Below are 22,034 nucleotides of genomic sequence, written 5' to 3'. Positions count from 1 at the left end.
ATGGCGACGCGCTTGCTCGGTCGGCGCCGACGGTGACGTGTTCTGCGACCTGATCGCGACCAGACGATGGCGCCCGCCAGGGCGCCGTCGGCAGCGCCCGCCGCGATGTTGGGGCCGGCGCTGCCGGCTGCGTTGATCGAGGGTCTGTGCCGCGCTGCCATCGCTGTGGGATGCAGACTGCAGTGCCGAAATTCGTGGCGTGGCATGCGCCGAATCGCGCGTCGCTGTGTCCCATGTGGGAGGGACTTCAGTCCCGACGCAGGACCGTGTACAGGCCGGCCGAGCCGACGGTCTGACGGGCCGATGCCGTGATTTTTCCTGTGTTTCGAGTGGGTTTCCTCGGGCATCCCGCCTTCGGATGATCTGACCGCGCCCGGTCGCGGCTGAAGCCGCTCCCACGCAACGTCGCGGTGCGTCGCGCGCTGGCGTCATTGCGTCGGTGTGCTGGATCCGCCGTCGCACCCAGGCGCGCGGCGCGCGCCCCCTCGCGGCGCTCTGCACTGTGTCGCCGCAACCCGGCAGCACCCATCCGTCGCCCGGCACCCGGGTCGCTCCGCCACGCGACCGCTCGCTCCATTTCGCGCAATCGGCGCGATCCGCATCCGTCTGGCGCCGTCGCCCGCCCTGCCTTGGCGCGCTTTGGCGTCCCTACCAGCTGTTTGCGTCAAGTCCTTGACAGAAAACGAAATCGCTCGACGCGCGGCGTGTCAAGAATGGCAAGGTGCGTGCCGAAAAATTGGCGGAACTCGGTTGTTTTCATTGGTATTTATCGAAAACTTAACGAATAGACGCCGAATTCGCGGTCTTTGTCACGCCGTGTGTTGCACTAAGTCAAAAACTTGACGTATTCGAGAGGCCGAGTTAACACTCGGCTCAGTTCCGCATTCCACCTCGGTTCATCTACAGCTCCGAGCAGCGACAGGCGTGAGCCTCTCGCGTCCCGGTCGGGACGTGCGGCACCAAAAAACCGACAGGGGGTCGGCCGGCCGGAACGCCGGGCGAGGGTGGCTTTTTGACCGAAACCAGCCGAATTGAGGAGCAGTCGTCGATGAATCGGATTTATCGCAAGGTCTGGAACAACGCGTTGGGGATGTGGGTGGTGGCATCGGAACTGGCCAGCGGCGATGCGCGCGGGGCCGTCGTCCGCGACCGCCGTGCCGCACGCGCACACGGCCTGGCCCTGGCCGGCGCGATCGCCCTGGCCTTGGGCGCCGGCGCCGTGGCGCTGCCCACCAGCGCCCAGGCGCAGGCCCTGCAGATCGGCGACAACGCCAGCGCCAGCGGCGACTACGCCACCGCGGTCGGCGCGGAGAGCGACGCCAGCGGCGCGCAGAGCACCGCGACCGGCGCGGCCAGCAATGCCAGCGGCGACGGCAGCGTGGCCAGCGGCGACGGCAGCGTGGCCAGCGGCACGCTCAGCGAAGCCAGCGGCGTGGAGGCCAGCGCGCTCGGCTACTACAGCACCGCCAGTGGCGATGGCGCGACCGCGCTGGGCGCCGAGAGCATCGCCTCCGGCGCCGCCAGCGCCGCGGTCGGCGTGGCGGCCGACGCGACCGGTGCGTACGCCACCGCGGTCGGCGGCTTCTCCAGCGCCAGCGGCTTCAACAGCACCGCACTGGGCAATAGCGCGGTCGCGCAGGGCCGCAACAGCGTGGCGCTGGGCGCCGACGCGGTGGCCGACCGCGATGACAGCGTCTCGGTCGGCAAGGCCGGCGGCGAACGCCAGGTCACCAACGTGGCCGCCGGCACCGAGGCCACCGATGCGGTCAACGTGGCGCAGCTCGACGCGGTCAGGCAGACCGCCGATACCACCGCCAGGTACTTCCAGTCCAGCGGCAGCGATGCCAGCGATGCCGGCGCCTACGTCGAGGGCGCCAATGCGGTGGCCGCCGGCGAAGGCGCCAACGCCATCGGCGATGGCGCCAGCGCGCTGGGCAGCGGCGCCACCACCCTGGGCGGCAATGCCACCGCGGTCGGCAGCAACGCCACGGCCGTCGGCGCCTCGGCGACCGCGGTCGGCGGTGCGCTGTCGATCGTCGACGAGAACGGCGAGGTGCTGCTGGAAGGCACCACCACCGCCGCCGAACAGGGCGCCAGCGCGTTCGGCGCCGGCGCGCAGGCCAATGGCGCGTTCTCCACCGCGCTGGGTACCGCGGCGCGCGCCGACGGCACGCAGAGCACCGCCACCGGCTTCTCCGCCGCCGCCACCGGGCTGGCCGCGACCGCTACCGGCGGCTTCAGCCAGGCCGGCGGCGATTTCGCCTCCGCGTTCGGCTACGGCGCCAACGCCAGCGGCGGCGATGCCGTGGCGGTGGGCTTTTCCAGCCTCGCCAGCGGCGTTTCCAGCACCGCCGTCGGCGGCAGCGTGCTCGGCCTGTTCACCACCGAGGCGCAGGGCGAAGGCGGCAGCGCGTTCGGCGCCGGCGCCTGGGCCAACGGCGACTTCTCCACATCGGTCGGCTGGTTGAGTTCGGCCGACGGCGCGTCCAGCGCCGCGTTCGGTGCCGCGTCCTGGGCGCAGGCCGACGACTCCACCGCGCTGGGCTATGGCGCCAAGGCCGCGGCCAGCGGCAGCGTCGCGCTCGGCCAGGGATCGGTCGCCGATCGCGCCGACACCGTCTCGGTGGGCAGCGCCGGCAAGGAGCGGCAGATCGCCAACGTCGCCGCCGGCACCGAGGGCACCGATGCGGTCAACGTGACGCAACTGGATGAGGTGAAGCAGGTCGCGGCCACCACCGGCAAGTACTTCCAGGCCAGCGGCAGCGCCAACAGCGATGCCGGCGCCTACGTCGAAGGCGACGACGCACTGGCCGCCGGCGAGGCCGCCAATGCCATCGGCAACGGCAGCACCGCGCTCGGCGCGGGTGCCGACGCGCTCAACAGCGGCGCCACCGCGGTGGGCAGCGGCGCGGTCGCGGCCGGGCAGAACAGCGCCGCCTTCGGCACCAACGCGCAGGCCACCGGGCCGGCGGCGGTGGCGGTCGGTGGCGTGGCGGTGGACGCCAATGGCGAGCCGCTGATCACCAAGAGCGGGGTGGCGGTGGATACCGGCGCCACCAGCGCCGGGGTCGGCGGCACCGCGCTGGGCGCCAGCGCCGATGCCGGCGGGTTCGCTGCCTCGGCGGTGGGCGTGGGCGCCTACGCCGGCGGCGCGCAGGCATCGGCCTTCGGTGCGGTGGCCAATGCCACCGGCGACTACGCCACCGCGGTCGGCACGCAGAGCGTGGCCACCGGTACCAGCAGCGTCGCGGTCGGCGGTCCGGCCGACCTGATCCCGGGCCTGGGCCTGTTCGTGCAGACCCAGGCCAGCGGGGCCAATGCCGCCGCGTTCGGCGCCGGCGCGATCGCTTCGGGCGACGAGTCCACCGCCAACGGCAGCATGACCGAGGCCTCCGGCCTGCAGAGCACGGCGCTGGGCTACTTCGCCTACGCGCCGGGCGACTTCGCCAGCGCGGTGGGCGCGCAGGCCTGGGCCAGCGGCGCCAACAGCACCGCGCTCGGCTACTACAGCACCGCGTTTGCGGCCGACAGCGTGGCGCTGGGCGCCAACTCGGTGGCGCGCCGCGCCAACACGGTCTCGGTCGGCGATGCCGGCAGCGAGCGGCAGGTCGTCAACGTCGCCGCGGGCACGCAGTCCACCGATGCGGTCAATCTCGCGCAGTTGGATGCGGTGCGCGCCACCGCCGAAGGCACCTCCAAGTTCTTCGCCCATGGCGGCAGCGGCGCGGTCGGCGCCTATGCCGACGGCGAGGGCGCGCTGGCCGCCGGGGATGCGGCCAATGCCTACGGCGCCGGCGCGGCGGCGTTCGGCAGCGGCGCGGCGGCGATGGGCGATGACGCGGTGGCGCTGGGCAACGGCAGCAGTGCCAGCGGCACCGGCGGCACCGCCATCGGCGGCCGCGGCCAGGCCTACGACCAGTACAACCAGCCGATCGTCGATGCCGACGGCAAGCCGGTGCTGGTCGGCGCCAATGCCGGCGAGAACGCCACCGCGCTCGGCGCGGGCGCGCAGGCCACCGGCAGCGTCGCCACCGCCACCGGCTACGGTGCGCAGGCTAGCGGCGACCACAGCACCGCCGGCGGTTACAAGGCTCGTGCCACCGGCAACTACAGCCTGGCGCAGGGCGACAACGCCTGGGCCAGCGGCGAGGACGCCAGTGCGGTCGGCGCCTACGCCTGGGCCACCGCGGACGGCGCCTCGGCGTTCGGCACCTCGGCCTGGGCCACCGGCACCAATGCTTCGGCGTTCGGCACCGGGGCGTGGGCCAGCGGCAGCGGCGCCACCTCGATCGGCTTCAACAGCTGGGCGCCGGGGCTGAGCGCCACCGCGGTCGGCCGTGGCGCCTTCGGCTACGGCAACTACAGCGTGGCGCTGGGCTTCCAGGCGCTGGGCAACCAGGTCAATACCATCGCCATCGGCACCAACACCGTGGCCGACGCGGAAAGCGCGATCAGCCTCGGCGCCGGCAGCGAAGCCACCGCCGCGAACGCGGTGGCGCTGGGCGCCGGCGCGGTCGCCGACCGCGCCTACAGCGTGTCGGTGGGCAGTGCCGGCCAGGAGCGGCAGATCACCAACGTCGCTGCCGGCACCGAGGCCACCGATGCGGTCAACGTCGCCCAGCTGGACGCGGTGAAGCAGGCGGCGGCGACCACCAGCAAGTACTTCCAGGCCAGCGGCAGCGCCGACAGCGATGCCGGCGCACTGGTCGACGGCGACAATGCGCTGGCCGCCGGCGAGGCGGCCAACGCCACCGCCGACGGCGCCACCGCACTCGGCGGCGGCGCCAATGCGGTGGCCGCCGGGGCGACCGCGATCGGCTTCAACGCCGTCTCCAGCGGCGTCGATGCGATCGCGCTGGGCAATGCCAGCCAGGCGGCGGGCGAGAACAGCATCGCCATCGGCAGCAATGCCCAGGCCAGTGAGATCGGCGCCACCGCCAGCGGTGCCGGCGCGCAGGCCAGCGGCACCTATTCCACCGCCACCGGCAACGAAGCGGTGGCCTCGGACAACCAGGCCACGGCCACCGGCTTCCGCAGCGCCGCCTCGGGCACCGGCGCCACCGCGCTGGGCGGCTACAGCGAGGCGACCGGCTACCTGTCCTCGGCACTGGGCTATGGCGCGCTGGCCTCCGGCAGCTACGGCACCGCGGTCGGCGTGTCCTCCACCGCCTCCGGCAGCGGCAGCGTCGCGGTGGGCGAGTACAGCGTGGCCTCCGGCGAGGAAAGCGTGGCGGTCGGCGGCACCTCGTTCTTCGGCCTGATCCCGGCCGAGGCCTCGGGCGCCAACAGCGCCGCGTTCGGTGCGGGTGCCGGCGCCACGGCCGACTTCAGCAGCGCGCTCGGCAGCCTCAGCTATGCCAGCGCCGACAGCGCCAGCGCGTTCGGCTACGGCGCGTATGCGTCCGGCGTCAACAGCGTGGCCCTGGGTGCCAACTCCGAGGCGGCGCGCGACAACACCGTCTCGGTGGGCAGCGCCGGCAAGGAGCGGCAGATCACCAGCGTCGCCGCCGGGACCGAGGCCACCGACGCGGTCAACGTCGCCCAGCTGGAGGCGGTGAAGCAGTCCGCCGATGCCACCGGCAAGCAGTTCAAGGCCAGCGGCGGCAGCGATCCGGCCGACGATGTCGGCAGCTACGTGGAAGGCACCTACGCCACCGCCGCCGGCGAGGCCAGCAACGCCTACGGCACCGGTGCCTCGGCGTTCGGCAGCGGCGCGCTGGCCGGCGCCCGCTATGCCACCGCGTCCGGCTACAACGCCACCGCCACCGGCGAATCCAGCACCGCGATCGGCGGCTCGCTGTACTACACCGATGCGAACGGCAATGTGCTGCTCGACGGCACCACCACCGCCAGCGCCGCCGGCGCCACCGCGCTGGGCGCGGGTGCGCAGGCCAGCGGCACGTTCAGCAGCGCCAGCGGTGCCGGCGCCATCGCCAGCGGGCTGCAGGCCACCGCCGACGGCTACAAGGCCACCGCCGGCAGCGACTACAGCACCGCGGTGGGTGCCTTCAGTACCGCCAGCGGCACCCGCACCAGCGCGTTCGGCTACGGCGCGGCGGCGGCGGGCAACTACGCCTCGGCGCTGGGCTGGGGCAGCACCGCGTCCGGCGCGTATGCCGCGGCGCTGGGCTACAGCGCCCGCGCCACCGGCGAGGACGCGACCGCGCTCGGCGCCTCGGCCTGGGCCACCGCGGCGCAGACCACCTCGGTCGGCCAGTTCGCCTGGGCCACCGCGCAGGGCGGCACCGCGATCGGCCAGAACGCCTTCGCCTACGGCGGCACCAATGCCACGGCGCTGGGCATCAACGCCTCGGCCAGCGGCGCCGGCAGCGTCGCCCTGGGCTCGGGCGCGCGCACCAGCGAAGCCAACGTGGTGTCGGTGGGCGGCGGCAACGGCGTCACCGCGCCGGCCACGCGCCGCATCACCAATGTCGGGGCCGCGGTCAACGCCACCGATGCGGTGAACAAGGCGCAGCTGGACGCGGTGGCCACCGCCGCCGGCGACACCAGCGCGCGCTTCCAGAGTTCCGGCACCGCGGTGGCCAGCGCCAGCGGCGTGGACAGCACTGCGGCCGGTGCCGGCGCCACCGCCAGCGGCCTGCGCAGTTCCGCGCTGGGCGTGGGTGCCGTCGCCGCCGGCGCCGGGGCCACCGCCAGCGGTGCCGGCAGCTCGGCGACCGGTGCGCGCAGCACCGCGATCGGCCTGCAGACCAATGCGATCGGCGAGAACGGCGTGGCGATGGGCTACAACAGCTTCGTCCGCAACAGCGGCAGCAACGGCGTCGCGCTCGGCGCCAATGCCGGCGTCTCCGCGGACAACGCGGTCGCGCTCGGTGCCGGTTCGCGGGTGTACGAGGCCGACACCGTGTCGCTGGGCAGCGGCAACGGCCGCGGCGGTCCGGCCACCCGGCGCATCGTCAACCTGACCGCCGGCAGCCTTGCCGCCGGCAGCACCGAGGCGATCAACGGCGGCCAGCTGTATCAGTCGCTGAGCAACATGGCGACGTTCCTGGGCGGCGGTGCCGGCCTGGGTGCGCAAGGGGTGTTCGTGGCGCCGACCTACGTGATCCAGGGTGCCAGCTACAACAACGTCGGCGCGGCGCTGGCGGCGCTGGACGGCAAGGTCAGCGAACTGGATGCGCGCAGCGGCGGCAGCGCCACCGCGGCACGCAGCGCGCGCATGGTCGGCACCAGTGCGGTGGCGGCGCAGGCTACCGAAGCGGCGCCGGCGACTGCGACCGAGACAGCGGCGACCGCTGCAACCGCGGCGGCGACGACGCCGGTGTCCGGCAGCATCGACACCGCGCAGGTCGGCGAAAGCACGGCGGTGGCCTCCAGCGCCACCGCAGTCGGCACCGCCGCACGCGCCAACGACGTCACCGGCACCGCGATCGGCGGCAGCGCCTATGCGCACGGGCCCAACGACACCGCGATCGGCAGCAACGCCAAGGTCAATGCCGACGGCAGCACCGCGGTGGGCGCCAACAGCCACATCGCGGCGGTGGCGACCAACGCGGTGGCGATGGGCGAGGGCGCCAGCGTCAGCGCGGCCTCGGGCACCGCCCTCGGCCAGGGCGCCAGCGCCACGGCGCAAGGCGCGGTCGCACTGGGGCAGGGTTCGGTGGCCGATCGCGCGCAGACGGTCTCGATCGGCAGCGCCGGCAACGAGCGCCAGCTCGCCAACGTTGCCGCTGGCACCCAGGCCACCGATGCGGTCAACAAGAGCCAGCTCGACAACGGCGTGGCCACGGCCAAGTCGTACACCGATGCGCGCTTCGGCACGATGGCCGACAGCTTCGAGGTGCTGCGCGGCGACGTCGATGCGCGGTTGCGCGACCAGGACCGTCGCATCGACCGCCAGGGCGCGATGAGTGCGGCCATGCTCAACATGGCCACCAGCGCCGCCGGCATCCGCACCCAGAACCGGGTCGGCGCTGGCATCGGCTTCCAGAACGGCGAATCGGCGCTGTCGGTGGGCTACCAGCGCGCCTTCAGCGACCGCGCCACGGTGACCATCGGTGGTGCCTTCAGCAGCGACGACAGCTCCATCGGCATCGGTGCCGGTTTCGGCTGGTGATCCATCGCGGACGGCGGCGCGTGCCGCCGTCCGCCACGCAATGGCCTGAGGGGGCAGACCACAGGACCTTGGCTGGGCCGGCCAACGGATTCGAAAAAGGGAGTTTTACGGCCGCAACTGTCGCCTGATCCACGAAACTTTGAAGAGGACGTCAACGTGATCGACAAGCAAAACCTTCGTATCAATGCCATCGCCGCCGCCATGCTGGCGATGTCGCTGGGAGCCTCGAGCGCGATCGCGGCCGGCGCTTCTGCGCCGCTGCCGGTCAAGGAACCGGGCAGGTCCGCGCCGGCCGATGCGGTGACCTCCAACCGCATCCTGGTGCGCTACAACGCCGGTACCGCCGCGGCCAGCGACCGCAGCGCCAAGCTGTCGGCGGTGCAGTCGGCGGTGGGCCGCGCCAGCCTCGGCGGCGGCAACGGCATCTCGCGCGCGGCCGCGGCCAGCGTGCGCGCCGAGTACGTGCGCACCCTGGGCATCGGCGCGGACCTGATCCGCCTGACCGGCAAGCTGAGCAAGGCCGACCTGGACAAGGTGGTGGCCGAGATCGCCGCCGACCCGGCGGTGAAGTACGCGCAGGTCGACGCCAAGCTGCGGCCGGTCGAGGTGCTGCGCGCCAAGGCGCAGGTGCAGCCGCAGTTCGTGCCCAACGATCCGCTGTACGCGCAGTACCAGTGGCACTACAGCAACACCACCGGCGGCATCAACGCGCCGGCCGCGTGGGACGTGTCCAAGGGCGACGGCGTGGTGGTGGCGGTGCTCGATACCGGCATCCTGCCGAACCATCCGGACGTGGCGGTGAACCTGCTGCAGGGCTACGACTTCATTTCCGACGCGGCGACCTCGCGGCGTCCGACCGACGCCCGCGTGCCGGGCGCGCTGGACTACGGCGACTGGGTCGAGAACGACAACGAGTGCTACGCCGGTTCCGTCGCCGACGACAGTTCCTGGCACGGCAGCCACGTCGCCGGCACCGTCGCCGAAGCGACCAACAACGGCATCGGCATGGCCGGCGTGGCGCCCAACGCCACCGTGCTGCCGGTGCGCGTGCTCGGCAAGTGCGGCGGCTACACCTCCGACATCGCCGACGCCATCATCTGGGCCTCGGGCGGCACCGTGTCCGGCGTGCCGGCCAACCAGAACCCGGCCGAGATCATCAACATGAGCCTGGGCGGCGGCGGCGCCTGCGACAGCGTCACCCAGGACGCGATCAACGGCGCGGTGTCGCGCGGCACCACGGTGGTGGTGGCCGCCGGCAACAACACCGCCAACGCCGCCAACTTCAGCCCGGCCAGCTGCGACAACGTGATCGCGGTCGGCGCCACCCGCATCACCGGCGGCATCACCTACTACTCCAACTATGGCGCCAAGGTGGACCTGTCCGGTCCCGGCGGCGGCGGCAGCGTCGACGGCAACCCGGGCGGCTACATCTGGCAGAACGGCTACAGCGGTGCGACCACGCCGACCTCCGGCAACTACACCTATATGGGCCTGGGTGGCACCTCGATGGCCTCGCCGCACGTGGCCGCGGTGGCGGCGCTGGTGCAGAGCGCCCTGATCGCCGCGGACAAGGCGCCGTTGACCCCGGCGGCGCTGGAGACCCTGCTCAAGCAGACCGCGCGTCCGTTCCCGGTGTCGATCCCGTCCAGCACCCCGATCGGCACCGGTATCGTCGATGCCAAGGCCGCGCTGGCCAAGGCGCTGGAAGAGCCGTGCGATCCGGCCACCGAGCAGTGCGCGCCGACGGCCACCGCGCTGACCAACAAGGTGGCGGTGGCCGGCCTGGCCGGCGCCGCCGGCAACGAGGCGCTGTACAGCTTCGAGGCCAAGGCCGGTGCGGTGCTGAGCTTCCTCACCTACGGCGGCAGCGGCAACGTGTCGTTGTACGTGAGCTTCGGCAAGGAGCCGAGTGCCGGCAACGCCGACGCCAAGTCGACCCGCCCGGGCAACAACGAAACGGTGCGCTTCACCGCGCCGCAGGCCGGCACGTACTACATCAAGCTGGTCGGCGAGAGCACCTACACCGGCGTCAGCCTGGTCGCGCGCCAGTAAGCGCACGCGGCGCAGGGAGGCGCCATGTCGTCCCAGGAAACCCGGCTTCGGCCGGGTTTCCTGCGTCTGGGGACAGCGCCGTGCGGCTGGCCAAGGCGCGGCGCGACCGGCCAGCATCGCCTGCGCGGATGTCAGGCCGATGACCGCCGCCGGCCTGCCGGAGCCGGCATCCCTGCCTCCCGGTAGACAGCGACAGGGGAGCGCGCCGGATTCGGCGTCGGGTCATGCCGAACTGCTAAAGTCGCACGGTCATCTGGGAGGGATCGCGTGAATGCGCTCGTGAAGGACACTGCCGTCGCCGTGGAGACGCCCGAAAGCCGCATCATCGCGGCATTGCTGGCCAAGGGCCGGCTCAAGGACGGCGACCTGGCGCGCGCGCGGCAGCTGCAGCGCGAGTCCGGCGGCGGCCTGCTGGCGCTGCTGGCGCGCCTGGGCCTGGTCTCCGAGCGCGACCATGCCGAGCTCAGCGCCGAGGTCCTGGGTCTGCCGCTGCTCGACGCCAAGCAGTTGCCGGCCACCGCGCCGGAGAGCCTGCCCGAGGCGCAACCGCTGTCGCTGCGCTTCCTCAAGCAATTCCATGTGTGCCCGCTGGGCGAACATGATGGCGTGCTGGAACTGTGGATGGCCGATCCGCACGATGCCTATGCCGCCGACGCGGTGCGCCTGGCCACCGGCCTGCAGGTGCTGCCGCGGGTCGGCCTGCGCTCGGAGATCGACGACCTGATCGAGCGCTGGTTCGGCCAGGGCCGCAGCGCGATGGGCGCGATCGTGGAAACCGCCGACGGCGACAGCGTCGCCGCCGACGACATCGAGCACCTGCGCGACCTGGCTTCCGAGGCGCCGGTGATCCGCCTGGTCAACCTGGTGATCCAGCGCGCGGTGGAACTGCGCGCCTCGGACATCCACATCGAGCCGTTCGAGAGCCGGCTGAAGGTGCGCTACCGCGTCGACGGCGTGCTGATCGACGGCGAGAGTCCGCCGGCCAATTTGACCGCGGCGGTGATCAGCCGCGTCAAGATCATGGCCAAGCTCAACATCGCCGAGCGCCGCCTGCCGCAGGACGGCCGCATCATGCTGCGGGTGCAGGGCAAGGAACTGGACCTGCGCGTGAGCACCGTGCCCACCGCGCACGGCGAGAGCGTGGTGATGCGCCTGCTCGACCGCGAGACCGTGGTGTTCGACTTCCACCGGCTCGGCTTCACCGACGCGTTCCTGCCGCAGTTCCGCAAGGTGCTCGAGCAGCCGCACGGCATCCTGCTGGTCACCGGTCCCACCGGCTCGGGCAAGACCACCACGCTGTACACCGCGCTGAGCCAGCTCAACACCGCCGACGTCAAGATCATCACCGTCGAGGACCCGGTCGAATACCAGATCGAGGGCATCAACCAGATCCAGGCCAAGCCGCAGATCGGCCTGGATTTCTCGCATGCGCTGCGCAGCATCGTGCGCCAGGACCCGGACATCATCATGATCGGCGAAATGCGCGACCTGGAGACGGCGCGCATCGCCATCCAGTCCGCGCTGACCGGCCACCTGGTGCTGTCCACCCTGCACACCAACAACGCCGCCGGCGGCATCACCCGCCTGCTCGACATGGGCGTGGAAGACTACCTGCTGACCTCCACCATCAACGGCATCCTCGCCCAGCGCCTGGTGCGGCGGCTGGAGCCGACCCATGCCGAGCGCTATGCGGCCTCGCCGGAGGAGATCGAGAAGTTCGAACTGCGCCGGCTGCAGCCGGAAGGCGAGATCTTCCTGTACCGCCCGCGGCCTTCGGCGATCGCGCCGACCGGCTACGTGGGCCGCACCACCATCATGGAATTCCTGGTGATGAACGACGTGCTGCGGCGTGCGGTGATGCGCCACGCGGGCATGGGCGAGATCGAGCAACTGGCGCGCGAGGCCGGCATGCGCACCATGTACGAGGACGGTCTGGCCAAGGCACTCAGCGGCCAGACCACGATCGAGGAAGTGCTGCGCGTGACGGAGGAAACCTGATGCGCGCGGCGTGCGCTCCGGTGGTGACGACGTGTCGCTGCGCCATGCGCCGGCGGTCCGCGCTCGGGAACGCACGGACCGCGCACGACGCGCGTTCCCATTCCCGATTCTCCATTCTCCAGTCCCAGCTCCAGCCCTGATGCCCCTGTACCGCTACAAGGCCCTGGACTCGCACGGCGAGATCCTGGAAGGGCAGATGGAAGCCGCCAGCGAGGCGGAAGTGGCGCTGCGCCTGCAGGAGCAGGGGCACATGCCGATGCAGGCCAGGCTGGCCGCCGAGGGCGGCGGCACCTCGCTGCGCGGACTGTTCCGGCCCAAGCCGTTCGACGGGGCGGCGCTGGTGCAGTTCACCCAGCAACTGGCGACCCTGCTCGGCGCCGGTCAGCCGCTGGATCGCGCGCTGTCGATCCTGCTCGAACTGCCCGAGGACGAACGCTCCAAGCGCACCGTCGGCGACATCCGCGATGCGGTGCGCGGCGGCGCGCCGCTGTCCACCGCGCTGGAGCGCCAGCACGGGCTGTTCTCGCGCCTGTACATCAACATGGTGCGCGCAGGCGAGGCCGGCGGCAGCCTGCACGACACCCTGCAACGCCTGGCCGAGTACCTGGAGCGCAGCCGCGAGTTGCGCGGGCGGGTGATCAATGCGCTGATCTACCCGGCGATCCTGGTCAGCGTGGTCGGCTGCGCGCTGCTGTTCCTGCTCGGCTACGTGGTGCCGCAGTTCGCGCAGATGTACGAGAGTCTGGACGTGGCCCTGCCGTGGTTCACCCAGGCGGTGCTGAGCGTGGGCCTGTTCGTGCGCGACTGGTGGATCGTGCTGCTGGTGGTGCCGGGCGTGACCATCCTGGCGGTGGATCGCAAGCGCCGCGATCCCGCCTTCCGTGCTCGCTTCGACGCCTGGCTGCTGCGCCAGCGCTTCGTCGGCGTGCTGATTTCGCGGCTGGAGACCGCGCGCCTGACCCGCACGCTCGGCACCCTGCTGCGCAACGGCGTGCCACTGCTGGCGGCGCTGGGCATCTCCCGCAACGTGCTGTCGAACCTGGCGCTGACCGCCGACGTCGGCGCCGCCGCGGACGACGTCAAGAACGGCCACGGCCTGTCGGCCTCGCTGTCCAAGGGCAAGCGCTTCCCGCGCCTGGCGCTGCAGATGATCCAGGTCGGCGAGGAATCGGGCGCGCTCGACATCATGCTGCTGAAGACCGCCGACACCTTCGAACAGGAGACCGCACAGGCCATCGACCGCCTGCTGGCGGCGATGGTGCCGGCGATCACCCTGGTCCTGGCCTCGGTGGTCGGCCTGGTGATCATCTCCGTCCTCGTCCCCCTCTACGACCTCACCAATGCGATTGGGTGAGGCCATGCGCTTGCGAACCGCAGGTTCGCGCATGGCCGAACGCCCGGCCATGGATGGCCGGGCCGGTCTATCCGGAGCCGGCAATGCGACGCCATGGATGGCCGCGGCCTCGCCTGACACGCCCGCGCGGTGCGCCATGGCGCATGTGGCGCCGAACGCCCGGCCAGGGACGGCCGGGCCGGTGGTTCCGGCGCTCGCGATGTCACGCCATGGACGGCTGCGCAGTCATCTGGCGCAGCGGACGAATGAATCAAAGGAGGCCATGCGCTTGCGAACCGCAGGTTCGCGCATGGCCGAACGCCCGGCCATGAAGGGCCGGGCCGGTCTATCCGGCGCCGGCAATGCGACGCCATGGATGGCCGCGGCCTCGCCTGACACGCCCGCGCGGTGCGCCATGGCGCATGTGGCGCCGAACGCCCGGCCTCGGCCGGGCTTCGGGCGACTGCCGCGGACTGTGACGCCACGCCTTCTCGCGCGGGAACCTTCGGCCGCTGCCCCTGTCCCATTGCCAGCGGCGCCGTGCGCGCCGGTCGCGGCCGTGCGTGCGCGCGGCACGGATCCTCCGGCGGCAGGTGTGACGGCGTGCGTGACGCGCCGCTGTACCGCCGGCCGGCCCCGGCTGCCATCGTCACCGTGTTCGGCTACATAGGTCTTCCACCGCAAGGATCCGATGCAATGCGCACTCTCCGCCGCTCCCTCACCCGTTCCCCGTCCGCCGCACGCCAGGCGGGCATGAGCCTGCTGGAAATCATCATCGTCATCGTGCTGATCGGCGCGGTGCTGACCCTGGTCGGCAGCCGCGTGCTCGGCGGCGCCGACCGCGGCAAGGCCAACCTGGCCAAGTCGCAGATCCAGACCCTGGCCGGCAAGGTCGACAACTACCAGCTCGATACCGGCAAGCTGCCGTCCAAGCTCGACGACCTGGTCACCGCGCCGGGCGGCGTCAGCGGCTGGCTCGGCCCGTACGCCAAGCCTGCCGAACTGAACGACCCCTGGGGCCACCCGATCGAGTACAAGGTGCCCGGCGAAGGCCGTCCGTTCGACCTGATCAGCCTGGGCAAGGATGGCCAGCCCGGCGGCAGCAGTTACGACGCCGACATCAAGTACGAGTGATCCGGCGCCGTGATCCGGGCCCCTGCCGGCGCGCTGCGCTTCGGCGCGCCGGCGTGCGTGCCGGCGGCGCGTGCGCGCATGCGCGGCGTGTCGCTGCTGGAGATGCTGCTGGTGGTGGGCCTGATCGCGATCGCCGCGCTGCTGGCGGCCTCGGTGCTGACCGGCGGCATCGACGGCATGCGCCTGCGCTCGGCGGCCAAGGAGATCGCGTCGCAACTGCGCTACACCCGCACCCAGGCGATCGCCAGCGGCCAGCCGCAGCGCTTCCTGATCGACCCGCAGGCGCACCGCTGGCAGGCGCCCAACGGCCGCCACGGCGAGATCCCCCCGTCGCTGACGATCCGCTTCACCGGCGCACGCCAGGCGCAGCGCCGCGACGGCGAGGGCGCGATCCAGTTCTTCGAGGACGGCGCGTCCACCGGCGGCCGCATCGAGCTGCAGGCGCGGCAGGCGCGCTGGCGCATCGACGTGACCTGGCTGACCGGCGAGGTCACGGTGGGGCGTGCGCCGGAGCAGGCGGCGCCATGAACCGTCAGCGCGGCTACACCCTGATCGAGGTGATCGTGGCGTTCGCCTTGCTGGCGCTGGCGCTGACCCTGCTGCTCGGCTCGCTGTCCGGCGCGGCGCGGCAGGTGCAGCGTGCCGACCAATTGAGCCGCGCCACCCTGTATGCGCAGTCGCTGCTGGCCGCGCAGGGCGTGGAGCAGCCGCTGCAGCCGGGACGCAGTCAGGGCACCCTGGACCAGGGCCACTACCGCTGGACGCTGGACGTGGCGCCCTATGCGGACCCGCGGCGGCCGCCCGATGCCGCGGTGGTACCCGGCGCGCCGACCCTGCTGCAACTGACCCTGCAGGTGCGCTGGGGCGATGCGCCGGCGCAGGCGCTGCAGTGGAAGACGCTGCGCCTGGTCGCGCCGCAGGCCGCCGGAGTGCCGCAATGACCCGGCGTGCGCCGCGCCGCGCCACTGCGCGCGGCTTCACCCTGATCGAAGTGCTGCTGGCCACGGTGTTGCTGGTCGGCGGCCTGACCCTGGCCTTCGCCACGCTGCGCTCGGCGATGGCGATCAGCGGCCGTGGCGAGGCGATCGCCGGGCGCAGCGAACGCATGCGCGCAGTCGAGGGCTTCCTGCGCCGGCGCCTGAGCGGCGCGCAGTCGCTGCCGCTGGACATCGACACGCAGACCCTGCAGCCGGTGCGCTTCGTCGGCGAACCGCAGCGCATGCAGTTCGTGGCCGATCTGCCCGACTACCTCGGCCGTGGCGGTCCCTACCTGCACGACCTGCGGGTCAGCGGCGAGGGCGACCATCGGCAACTGGCGATTGCGCTGGTGCAGGTGCAGGCCGGCAAGCAACTGGCCGAGACCCCGCCGCGCCCGCCCGAGCCGCTGGCGCGCGACCTGCGCGAGGTGCGCTTCCGCTACCGCGGCCTGGACCCGGAGCGCGGCACCATCGGCCCCTGGCAGGAACGCTGGGAACGCACCGACACGCTGCCGCTGCTGGTCTCGATCGAATTGCGCGGCGGCGATGGCACGGCGTGGCCGCCGCTGGTGGTGGCGCTGCGCCAGGCCGGCGGCGCGGAGATGCGGCAATGAGCGCGGCGCGTCGCGACCGCGGCGCCGCGCTGGTGCTGGTGCTGTGGCTGATCGCGCTGCTGACCGCGTTGATCGGCGCGTTCGCGCTGACCGCGCGCACCGAGAACCTGCAGGGCAAGGTGCTGGGCGACGGCGCCGAGGCGCAGGAGCGCGCGCGCGCCGGCCTGGAATACGCGCTGACCCGGCTCGCCGGCACGCCCACGCAGCCGGGCTGGCGTGCCGACGGCCGGCGCTACCGCTGGCAGTACGAAGGCGCCACCGTCGACCTGCGCGTCACCGACGAGAGCGGCAAGGTCGATCTGAACATGGCCGATGCGACGCTGCTGGCGGCGCTGGTGCGCGCGGTCGGCGAGGATCCGCAGCGCGCCGAGCGCATCGCCGCGGCGATCGTGGACTGGCGCGATCCGGACAACCTGACCCAGCCCAACGGCGCCGAGGATCCGGACTACGCTGCGGCTGGCCTGCCTTACGGCGCCAAGGACGCCCCGTTCGAGAGCCTGGCCGAGCTGCAGCTGGTGCTGGGCATGGACCCGGAGCTGTACGCCAAGCTGCTGCCCAACCTGACCCTGTACGGCGGCGTGTCGCGGCCGACGCCGGACTTCGCGCCGGGGCCGGTGCTGACCGCGCTCGGCCTGGACGCGCAGCAGGTGCTGGCGCAGCGCGAACGCACCGATCAGACCCAGCTCGGCATGGTCGGCATGGGCGGGGGCGGCACCTACAGCATCGAAAGCCGGGCACGGTTGGGCAATGGCCGCGAGGGCGTGTTGCGCGCGGTAGTGCGCCCAGGCTCGTCGGCGCTGCCGGGCTCCGCCTACACTGTGTTGCGTTGGGAAGAAGGAACGACGGTGCGATGACGGCGTGGCGCGACACGATGGACAAACTTGGCGTACGCATCGCCCCCGGTGCGGGCGGGCTGCTGGCCTGGTGGCAGCGCTCGCTGATGGCGTGGCTGCCGCCGCGCTGGCAACTGCAGCTGGGCTGGTCGCAGGCGCGGCTGCTGCTGTGGCGCGAGGGCGAGCAGCTGATGCTGGCGCGGCAGGTCGAGTCCGAGCTGGGCGCGCCGCTGGCGCTGCCGTGGCCGCTGTTGCCCGCCGAACTGGAGGCGCTGCTGGGGCCGCGCCTGGCGGCGTTGCCGCGGGTCTGGCTGCTGCCGGCCGAGGCGGCGCTGCAACGCCGGCTGCGCCTGCCGGCGGCGGCGGCCGAGCACCTGCGCGAGGTGGTGAAGTTCGAGATCGACCGGCAGACCCCGTTCCAGGCCGATCAGGTGATCTACGACGTGCGCGCCGACGGCCGCCGCGACGACGCCCAGCTCGATGCCGAACTGGTGGTGGCCCCGCGCCGCGTGCTGGACGATCTGCAGGCCAGTGCCGGTGCGCTGCGCCCGACCCTGGCCGGCATCGACGTCGCCGGCAGCGATGGCGCGCCGCTGGGGGTGAACCTGCTGCCGCAGGAACAGCGCCACCGCCGCGCCGACCCGATGCGGCGCTGGAACGCGATTCTCGCCGCCACCGCACTGCTGGCGCTGTGCGCGGCCGGCTGGCAGTTGCTGGACAACCGCCGCGATGCGCTGGAGCACCTGCGCGCGCAGGTGGACAGCGGCGCGCAGCGCGCGCGCGGGGTCGCCGCGCAGCGCCAGCAACTGGTCGACCTGGTCGAAGGCGCCGCTTTCTTCGATCAGTTGCGCGCCGAGCGCCCGGCCTCGGTGGAGGTCTGGAACGAACTGAGCAAGCGCCTGCCGGAGGGCACCTATCTGGAGAAGTTCTCGATCGAGGGCAACCAGCTGCAGTTGATCGGCCTCAGCAGCGAAGCCTCGTCGCTGGTCGGGCGCCTGGAAGGCTCGCCGCTGTGGCGCACGCCGTCGCTGACCGGCGTGCTGCAGGCCGACCCGGGCAGCCACCGCGACCGTTTCACCCTCACCGCCGAACTGGCCGGGACCAAGCGCAAGGAGGCCGCCGATGCCAGTGCAGGTCGATAAGCGCGACCGCTGGCTGGCGCTGGGCCTGCTGCTGGCGGCGCTGGCGCTGGGCTACCTGGTGCTGGTGCATCCGTGGTGGACCGTGCCGATGCGCGAGGTCGATACGCAGATCCAGGAACTGCAGCAGCGCGAACTGCGCGTGCGCATGCAGTTGCAGCAGGCGCCGCAGGTGGCGCAACGGCTGCAGCAGGCGCAGCGCGAGCTGGCCACGCGCCCGGGCTTCCTGCGCGAGACCTCGGCCGAACTGGCCTCGGCCGGCCTGGTGCAGCGCCTGGAAAGCGCGGTGGCCACGGCCAGCCCCGGCAACCGCAGCTGCGCGATCAGCAACCGCTCGCCGCTGGCCGCCGACAACCGCAGCGACCGCTTCACCCGCGTCGCGGTGCAGGTGCGCCTGCGCTGCGGCACGCCGGAACTGGCGGCCGTGCTGCATGCGCTGGAGAGCGGCACGCCGGCATTGTTCATCGACAACCTCAACGTGATGGCGCAGCGCTACCAGCTCTCGCCGGGCGAAAGCGGCAACGGCCTGGACGTGGCCTTCGAACTGGCCGGCTACCTGCGCCCGAACGCGATGCCGGCGCCGCCGGCGGCGTCCGCCACGCCGGATCCGTCGGCAGCGGCGGCACCTGCCGCGGCCACGCCGGTGATGAATGCCGGCGGTTCCGCCGGCGCCGGGCCGAGCGAGCCGGCCGCCGCGCCGGCGCCGCAGGCCGCGCCCAGCGCGACCAACCTGCCGGGCACGCCTGGCGCCGCGAATGCCGCGCCGGCGGACCTGCCGCAACAGGTGGAGGGACGCCATGCGAATTGAAGCGATGGGCCTGCGCACCGTGTGGCTGGGCACGCTGGCGCTGTGGGGGCTGCTGGTCTGGGCGCTGGGCCTGGGCGGGCTCGGCGAACGCGTGGCGCCGCTGCGCGACGATCCGTCGATGCTGCAGCGGCTGCCGGGCCTGCCCGCGGCCACTGCGCATCGCCTGGGCGATTTCTCGCAGTACGGCGAGATCGCCGCGCGCCCGGTGTTCGCCGAGGATCGCCGCCCGCATCCGTTCTTCCTCAGCGCCGACAACGGCCAGGCCGCCGCCCCCAACGTGCGCCTGACCGGCGTGCTGCTCACCGACCGCTTCAAGATGGCCACGCTGACCACCGAGCAGGGCGAATCGCTGCGCCTGCAGGAAGGTGGTGACGCCGTGCAGGGCTGGCGGCTGCTGTCGCTGGCGCCGCGCCAGGCCACGGTCAGCGGTTCCGGCGGCACCCAGACCCTGGAGTTGAAGGTGTTCGACGGCAAGGGCGGGCAACCGCCGACCGTGCTCGGCCAGGCCGGGCGCGCGGCCGCCGCGCAGGGGCAGATGCCGGGAGCTGCGAGCAACGGCCAGTCCAACCCGAATGCGTCGCGCCCGCCGCCCCAATCCGCCCCCAACCCGGTGCCGAACCAGGCACCGACCCCGAGCGCCCCCCCGCCGTCGTCGCCGGCTCCGTCGTCGGAGCAACTGCAGGCCATCCGCGAGCGGATCGAAGCGCGCCGCCGGCAATTGCAGCAACAGCGCCAGAACAACCCCTCAGGTCAGAACCCTTGAAGAGTGATCGCATGACGCCGCGTCTGTTTTCCCTGTTCCTCGCCATCGGCCTGGTGGCCGGCTGCGCCACCACGCCCTCGCCGGACATCCGTCGCGGCGCCGCGATCAACCCCCAGGTCGGCGCGGCCGGCAGCACCCAGACCGACGGCCAGGGCGGCCCGGCCGATCCCAATGCCTTGCCCGAGCGCGCCGCCCCGGTGATCCGCCGCGGCAGCGGCACCATGATCAATTCCGCGGCCGCCGCGGCGCCGGCGCCGTCGCTGGGCAACGCCAGCAGCGGCAGCGCCACCTTCAACTTCGAGGGCGAATCGCTGCAGGCGGTGGTCAAGGCCATCCTCGGCGACATGCTCGGGCAGAACTACGTGATCGCGCCGGGCGTGCAGGGCACGGTGACCCTGGCCACGCCCAAGCCGGTATCGCCGGCGCAGGCGCTGAACCTGCTGGAGATGGTGCTGGGCTGGAACAACGCGCGGATGGTCTACAGCGGCGGCCGCTACAACATCGTCCCCGCCGACCAGGCCCTGGCCGGCACGGTGGCGCCGAGCACCGCCTCGCCGGCCAACGCGCGCGGCTTCGAGGTGCGCGTGGTGCCGCTGAAATACATCTCCGCCAGCGAGATGAAGAAGGTGCTGGAGCCGTATGCGCGGCCGAACGCCATCGTCGGCATCGACAGCTCGCGCAACGTCATCACCCTGGGCGGTACCCGCGCCGAACTGGAGAACTACCTGCGCACGGTGCAGATCTTCGACGTCGACTGGCTGTCGGGCATGTCGGTGGGCGTGTTCCCGATCCAGTCGGGCAAGGCCGAGCAGGTCGCGGCCGACCTGGAGAAGGTGTTCGGCGAGAACAGCAAGACCCCCAGCGCCGGCATGTTCCGCTTCATGCCGCTGGAGAATGCCAACGCGGTGCTGGTGATCACCCCGCAGGCGCGCTACCTGGACCAGATCCAGGAGTGGCTGGACCGCATCGACAGCGCCGGCGGCGGCGCGCGGCTGTTCTCCTACGAACTCAAGTACATCAAGGCCAAGGACCTGGCCGACCGCCTGGCCGAGGTGTTCGGCGCCGGCGGCGGCAACCGTGGCGACTCCAACGCCTCGCTGATGCCGGGCTCGCAGATGAGCCAGTTGAACGGCGGCGGCCTGGGCGGCTTCAACGGCAGCGACAACAGCAGCCTGGGCGGCGGCAGCTTGGGCGGCAGCCTGGGCAGCAGCAGCGACAGCCTGGGCAGCAGCAGTTCCTCCGGCAGCAGCGGCGGCGGCCTGGGCAATGGCAGCCTGCAGCTGTCGCCGCGCACGTCCGGCAACGGCAGCGTGACCCTGGAAGTGCAGGGCGACAAGGTCGGCGTGTCGGCGGTGGAGGAAACCAACACCCTGCTGGTGCGCTCGACCCCGCAGGCCTGGCGCTCGATCCGCGACGTGGTCGAGAAGCTCGATGTGATGCCGATGCAGGTGCACATCGAGGCGCAGGTGGCGGAGGTCAATCTGAGCGGCGATTTGCAGTACGGCGTCAACTGGTACTTCGAGCAGGCGGTGAATGCGTCGTCCACCGCCAACAACATTGGCTTCAGCGGCGGTGGCGCCAATCTGCCCAGCGCGGCGGGTCGCAAGATCTGGGGCGATATCGCCGGTGCCATCACCGGCAGTAGCGGGTTGGGCTGGACCTTCCTCGGCAAAAACGCCGCGGCGGTAATCACTGCGCTGGACAAGGTCACCGACGTCAAGCTGCTGCAGACGCCGTCGGTGTTCGTGCGCAATAACGCCGAAGCCACGCTCAACGTGGGTACGCGCATTCCGATCAATTCGGTCAGCGTCGACACCGGCCTGGGCACCGGCACCACCTATTCGTCGGTGAACTACATCGATACCGGCGTGATCCTGAAGGTGCGTCCGCGCGTGACCAAGGATGGCATGGTGTTCCTGGACATCGTGCAGGAAGTCAGCTCGCCCGGCGCGGCGCCGACCAACTGCAGCACCAACGCCGGCACCAGCACCGCCTGCAACGTGCCGATCAACACCCGCCGGGTCAAGACCGAGGCGGCGGTGCAGAGCGGCGACACCATCATGCTGGCCGGCCTGATCAGCGACAGCACCACCGACGGCAGCAATGGTGTGCCGTACCTGAGCAAGCTGCCGGTAGTCGGCGCGCTGTTCGGGCAGAAGACCCAGGACAAGACTCGGCAGGAAGTGATCGTGCTGATCACGCCGTCGATCGTGCGCAACCCGCAGGAAGCGCGCAATCTCACCGACGAGTACGGGCAGAAGTTCAAGGCCATGGAGCCGCTGCCGGCACGCGGCAAGAAGTAAACG

12 protein-coding genes and 1 pseudogene are annotated in these 22,034 nt (G+C 72.1%); all 13 read left to right on the top strand.

Annotated elements, in window-relative coordinates:
* Positions 1–1,048: 1,048 nt before the first annotated feature.
* The 13 genes and pseudogenes from M3U25_RS14040 (at position 1,049) to gspD (ending at position 22,031) form a co-directional block, all read left to right on the top strand.
* Positions 1,049–8,077: an ESPR-type extended signal peptide-containing protein gene (locus M3U25_RS14040; RefSeq protein ID WP_355503098.1), complete on the top strand. Its 7,029-nt coding sequence runs from the start codon at positions 1,049–1,051 to the stop codon at positions 8,075–8,077.
* Positions 8,078–8,233: 156 nt separating this feature from the next.
* Positions 8,234–10,129 (top strand): S8 family peptidase, encoded by a 1,896-nt coding sequence (locus M3U25_RS14035; RefSeq protein ID WP_355503100.1) that lies wholly within the window; start codon positions 8,234–8,236, stop codon positions 10,127–10,129.
* A gap of 267 nt (positions 10,130–10,396) precedes the next feature.
* Positions 10,397–12,127, top strand: a complete 1,731-nt coding sequence (gspE, locus tag M3U25_RS14030) for a type II secretion system ATPase GspE (RefSeq protein WP_160948310.1) — start codon at positions 10,397–10,399, stop codon at positions 12,125–12,127.
* A gap of 139 nt (positions 12,128–12,266) precedes the next feature.
* Positions 12,267–13,481 carry a type II secretion system F family protein gene (locus M3U25_RS14025; RefSeq protein ID WP_019798209.1) on the top strand — a complete coding sequence of 405 codons (1,215 nt, stop codon included), beginning with the start codon at positions 12,267–12,269 and terminating at the stop codon, positions 13,479–13,481.
* Between the two features lie 675 nt (positions 13,482–14,156).
* Complete coding sequence (gene gspG, locus M3U25_RS14020; protein ID WP_026143220.1) at positions 14,157–14,594, top strand: type II secretion system major pseudopilin GspG; 438 nt, start codon at positions 14,157–14,159, stop codon at positions 14,592–14,594.
* Positions 14,595–14,672: 78 nt separating this feature from the next.
* Positions 14,673–15,122 carry a GspH/FimT family pseudopilin gene (locus M3U25_RS14015; protein ID WP_237473368.1) on the top strand — a complete coding sequence of 150 codons (450 nt, stop codon included), beginning with the start codon at positions 14,673–14,675 and terminating at the stop codon, positions 15,120–15,122.
* Positions 15,119–15,535, top strand: coding sequence for a prepilin-type N-terminal cleavage/methylation domain-containing protein (locus tag M3U25_RS14010; RefSeq protein WP_242081802.1), 417 nt, complete (start codon positions 15,119–15,121; stop codon positions 15,533–15,535). Before M3U25_RS14015 ends, M3U25_RS14010 begins: the two co-directional genes overlap by 4 nt.
* The gene (locus M3U25_RS14005) at positions 15,532–16,185 is read left to right on the top strand and encodes a type II secretion system protein J (RefSeq protein ID WP_355501848.1); all 654 of its coding nucleotides are present in this window, start codon (positions 15,532–15,534) and stop codon (positions 16,183–16,185) included. The genes M3U25_RS14010 and M3U25_RS14005 overlap by 4 nt, the downstream gene beginning before the upstream one ends.
* Complete coding sequence (locus tag M3U25_RS14000; RefSeq protein ID WP_242081800.1) at positions 16,182–17,039, top strand: type II secretion system protein GspK; 858 nt, start codon at positions 16,182–16,184, stop codon at positions 17,037–17,039. The genes M3U25_RS14005 and M3U25_RS14000 overlap by 4 nt, the downstream gene beginning before the upstream one ends.
* On the top strand, positions 17,036–18,160 hold the full coding sequence (locus tag M3U25_RS13995; RefSeq protein ID WP_355501852.1) for a PilN domain-containing protein: 1,125 nt from the start codon (positions 17,036–17,038) through the stop codon (positions 18,158–18,160). Before M3U25_RS14000 ends, M3U25_RS13995 begins: the two co-directional genes overlap by 4 nt.
* Positions 18,141–18,785, top strand: a pseudogene (gene gspM, locus M3U25_RS13990) (type II secretion system protein GspM); the annotation flags it as partial. The gene M3U25_RS13995 and the pseudogene gspM, both read left to right, overlap by 20 nt.
* Before the next feature lie 169 nt (positions 18,786–18,954).
* Positions 18,955–19,728: a type II secretion system protein XpsN gene (gene xpsN, locus M3U25_RS13985; protein ID WP_355501855.1), complete on the top strand. Its 774-nt coding sequence runs from the start codon at positions 18,955–18,957 to the stop codon at positions 19,726–19,728.
* Positions 19,729–19,739: 11 nt separating this feature from the next.
* Entirely contained in the window at positions 19,740–22,031 is a 2,292-nt protein-coding gene (gene gspD / locus M3U25_RS13980) for a type II secretion system secretin GspD (RefSeq protein ID WP_355501858.1), read from the top strand.
* Positions 22,032–22,034: the final 3 nt, after the last annotated feature.

The sequence above is a fragment of the Xanthomonas sp. PPL134 genome (assembly GCF_040595915.1).
Lineage (GTDB): Bacteria > Pseudomonadota > Gammaproteobacteria > Xanthomonadales > Xanthomonadaceae > Xanthomonas_A > Xanthomonas_A indica.
This window is presented reverse-complemented; position numbering and strand designations above follow the sequence as displayed.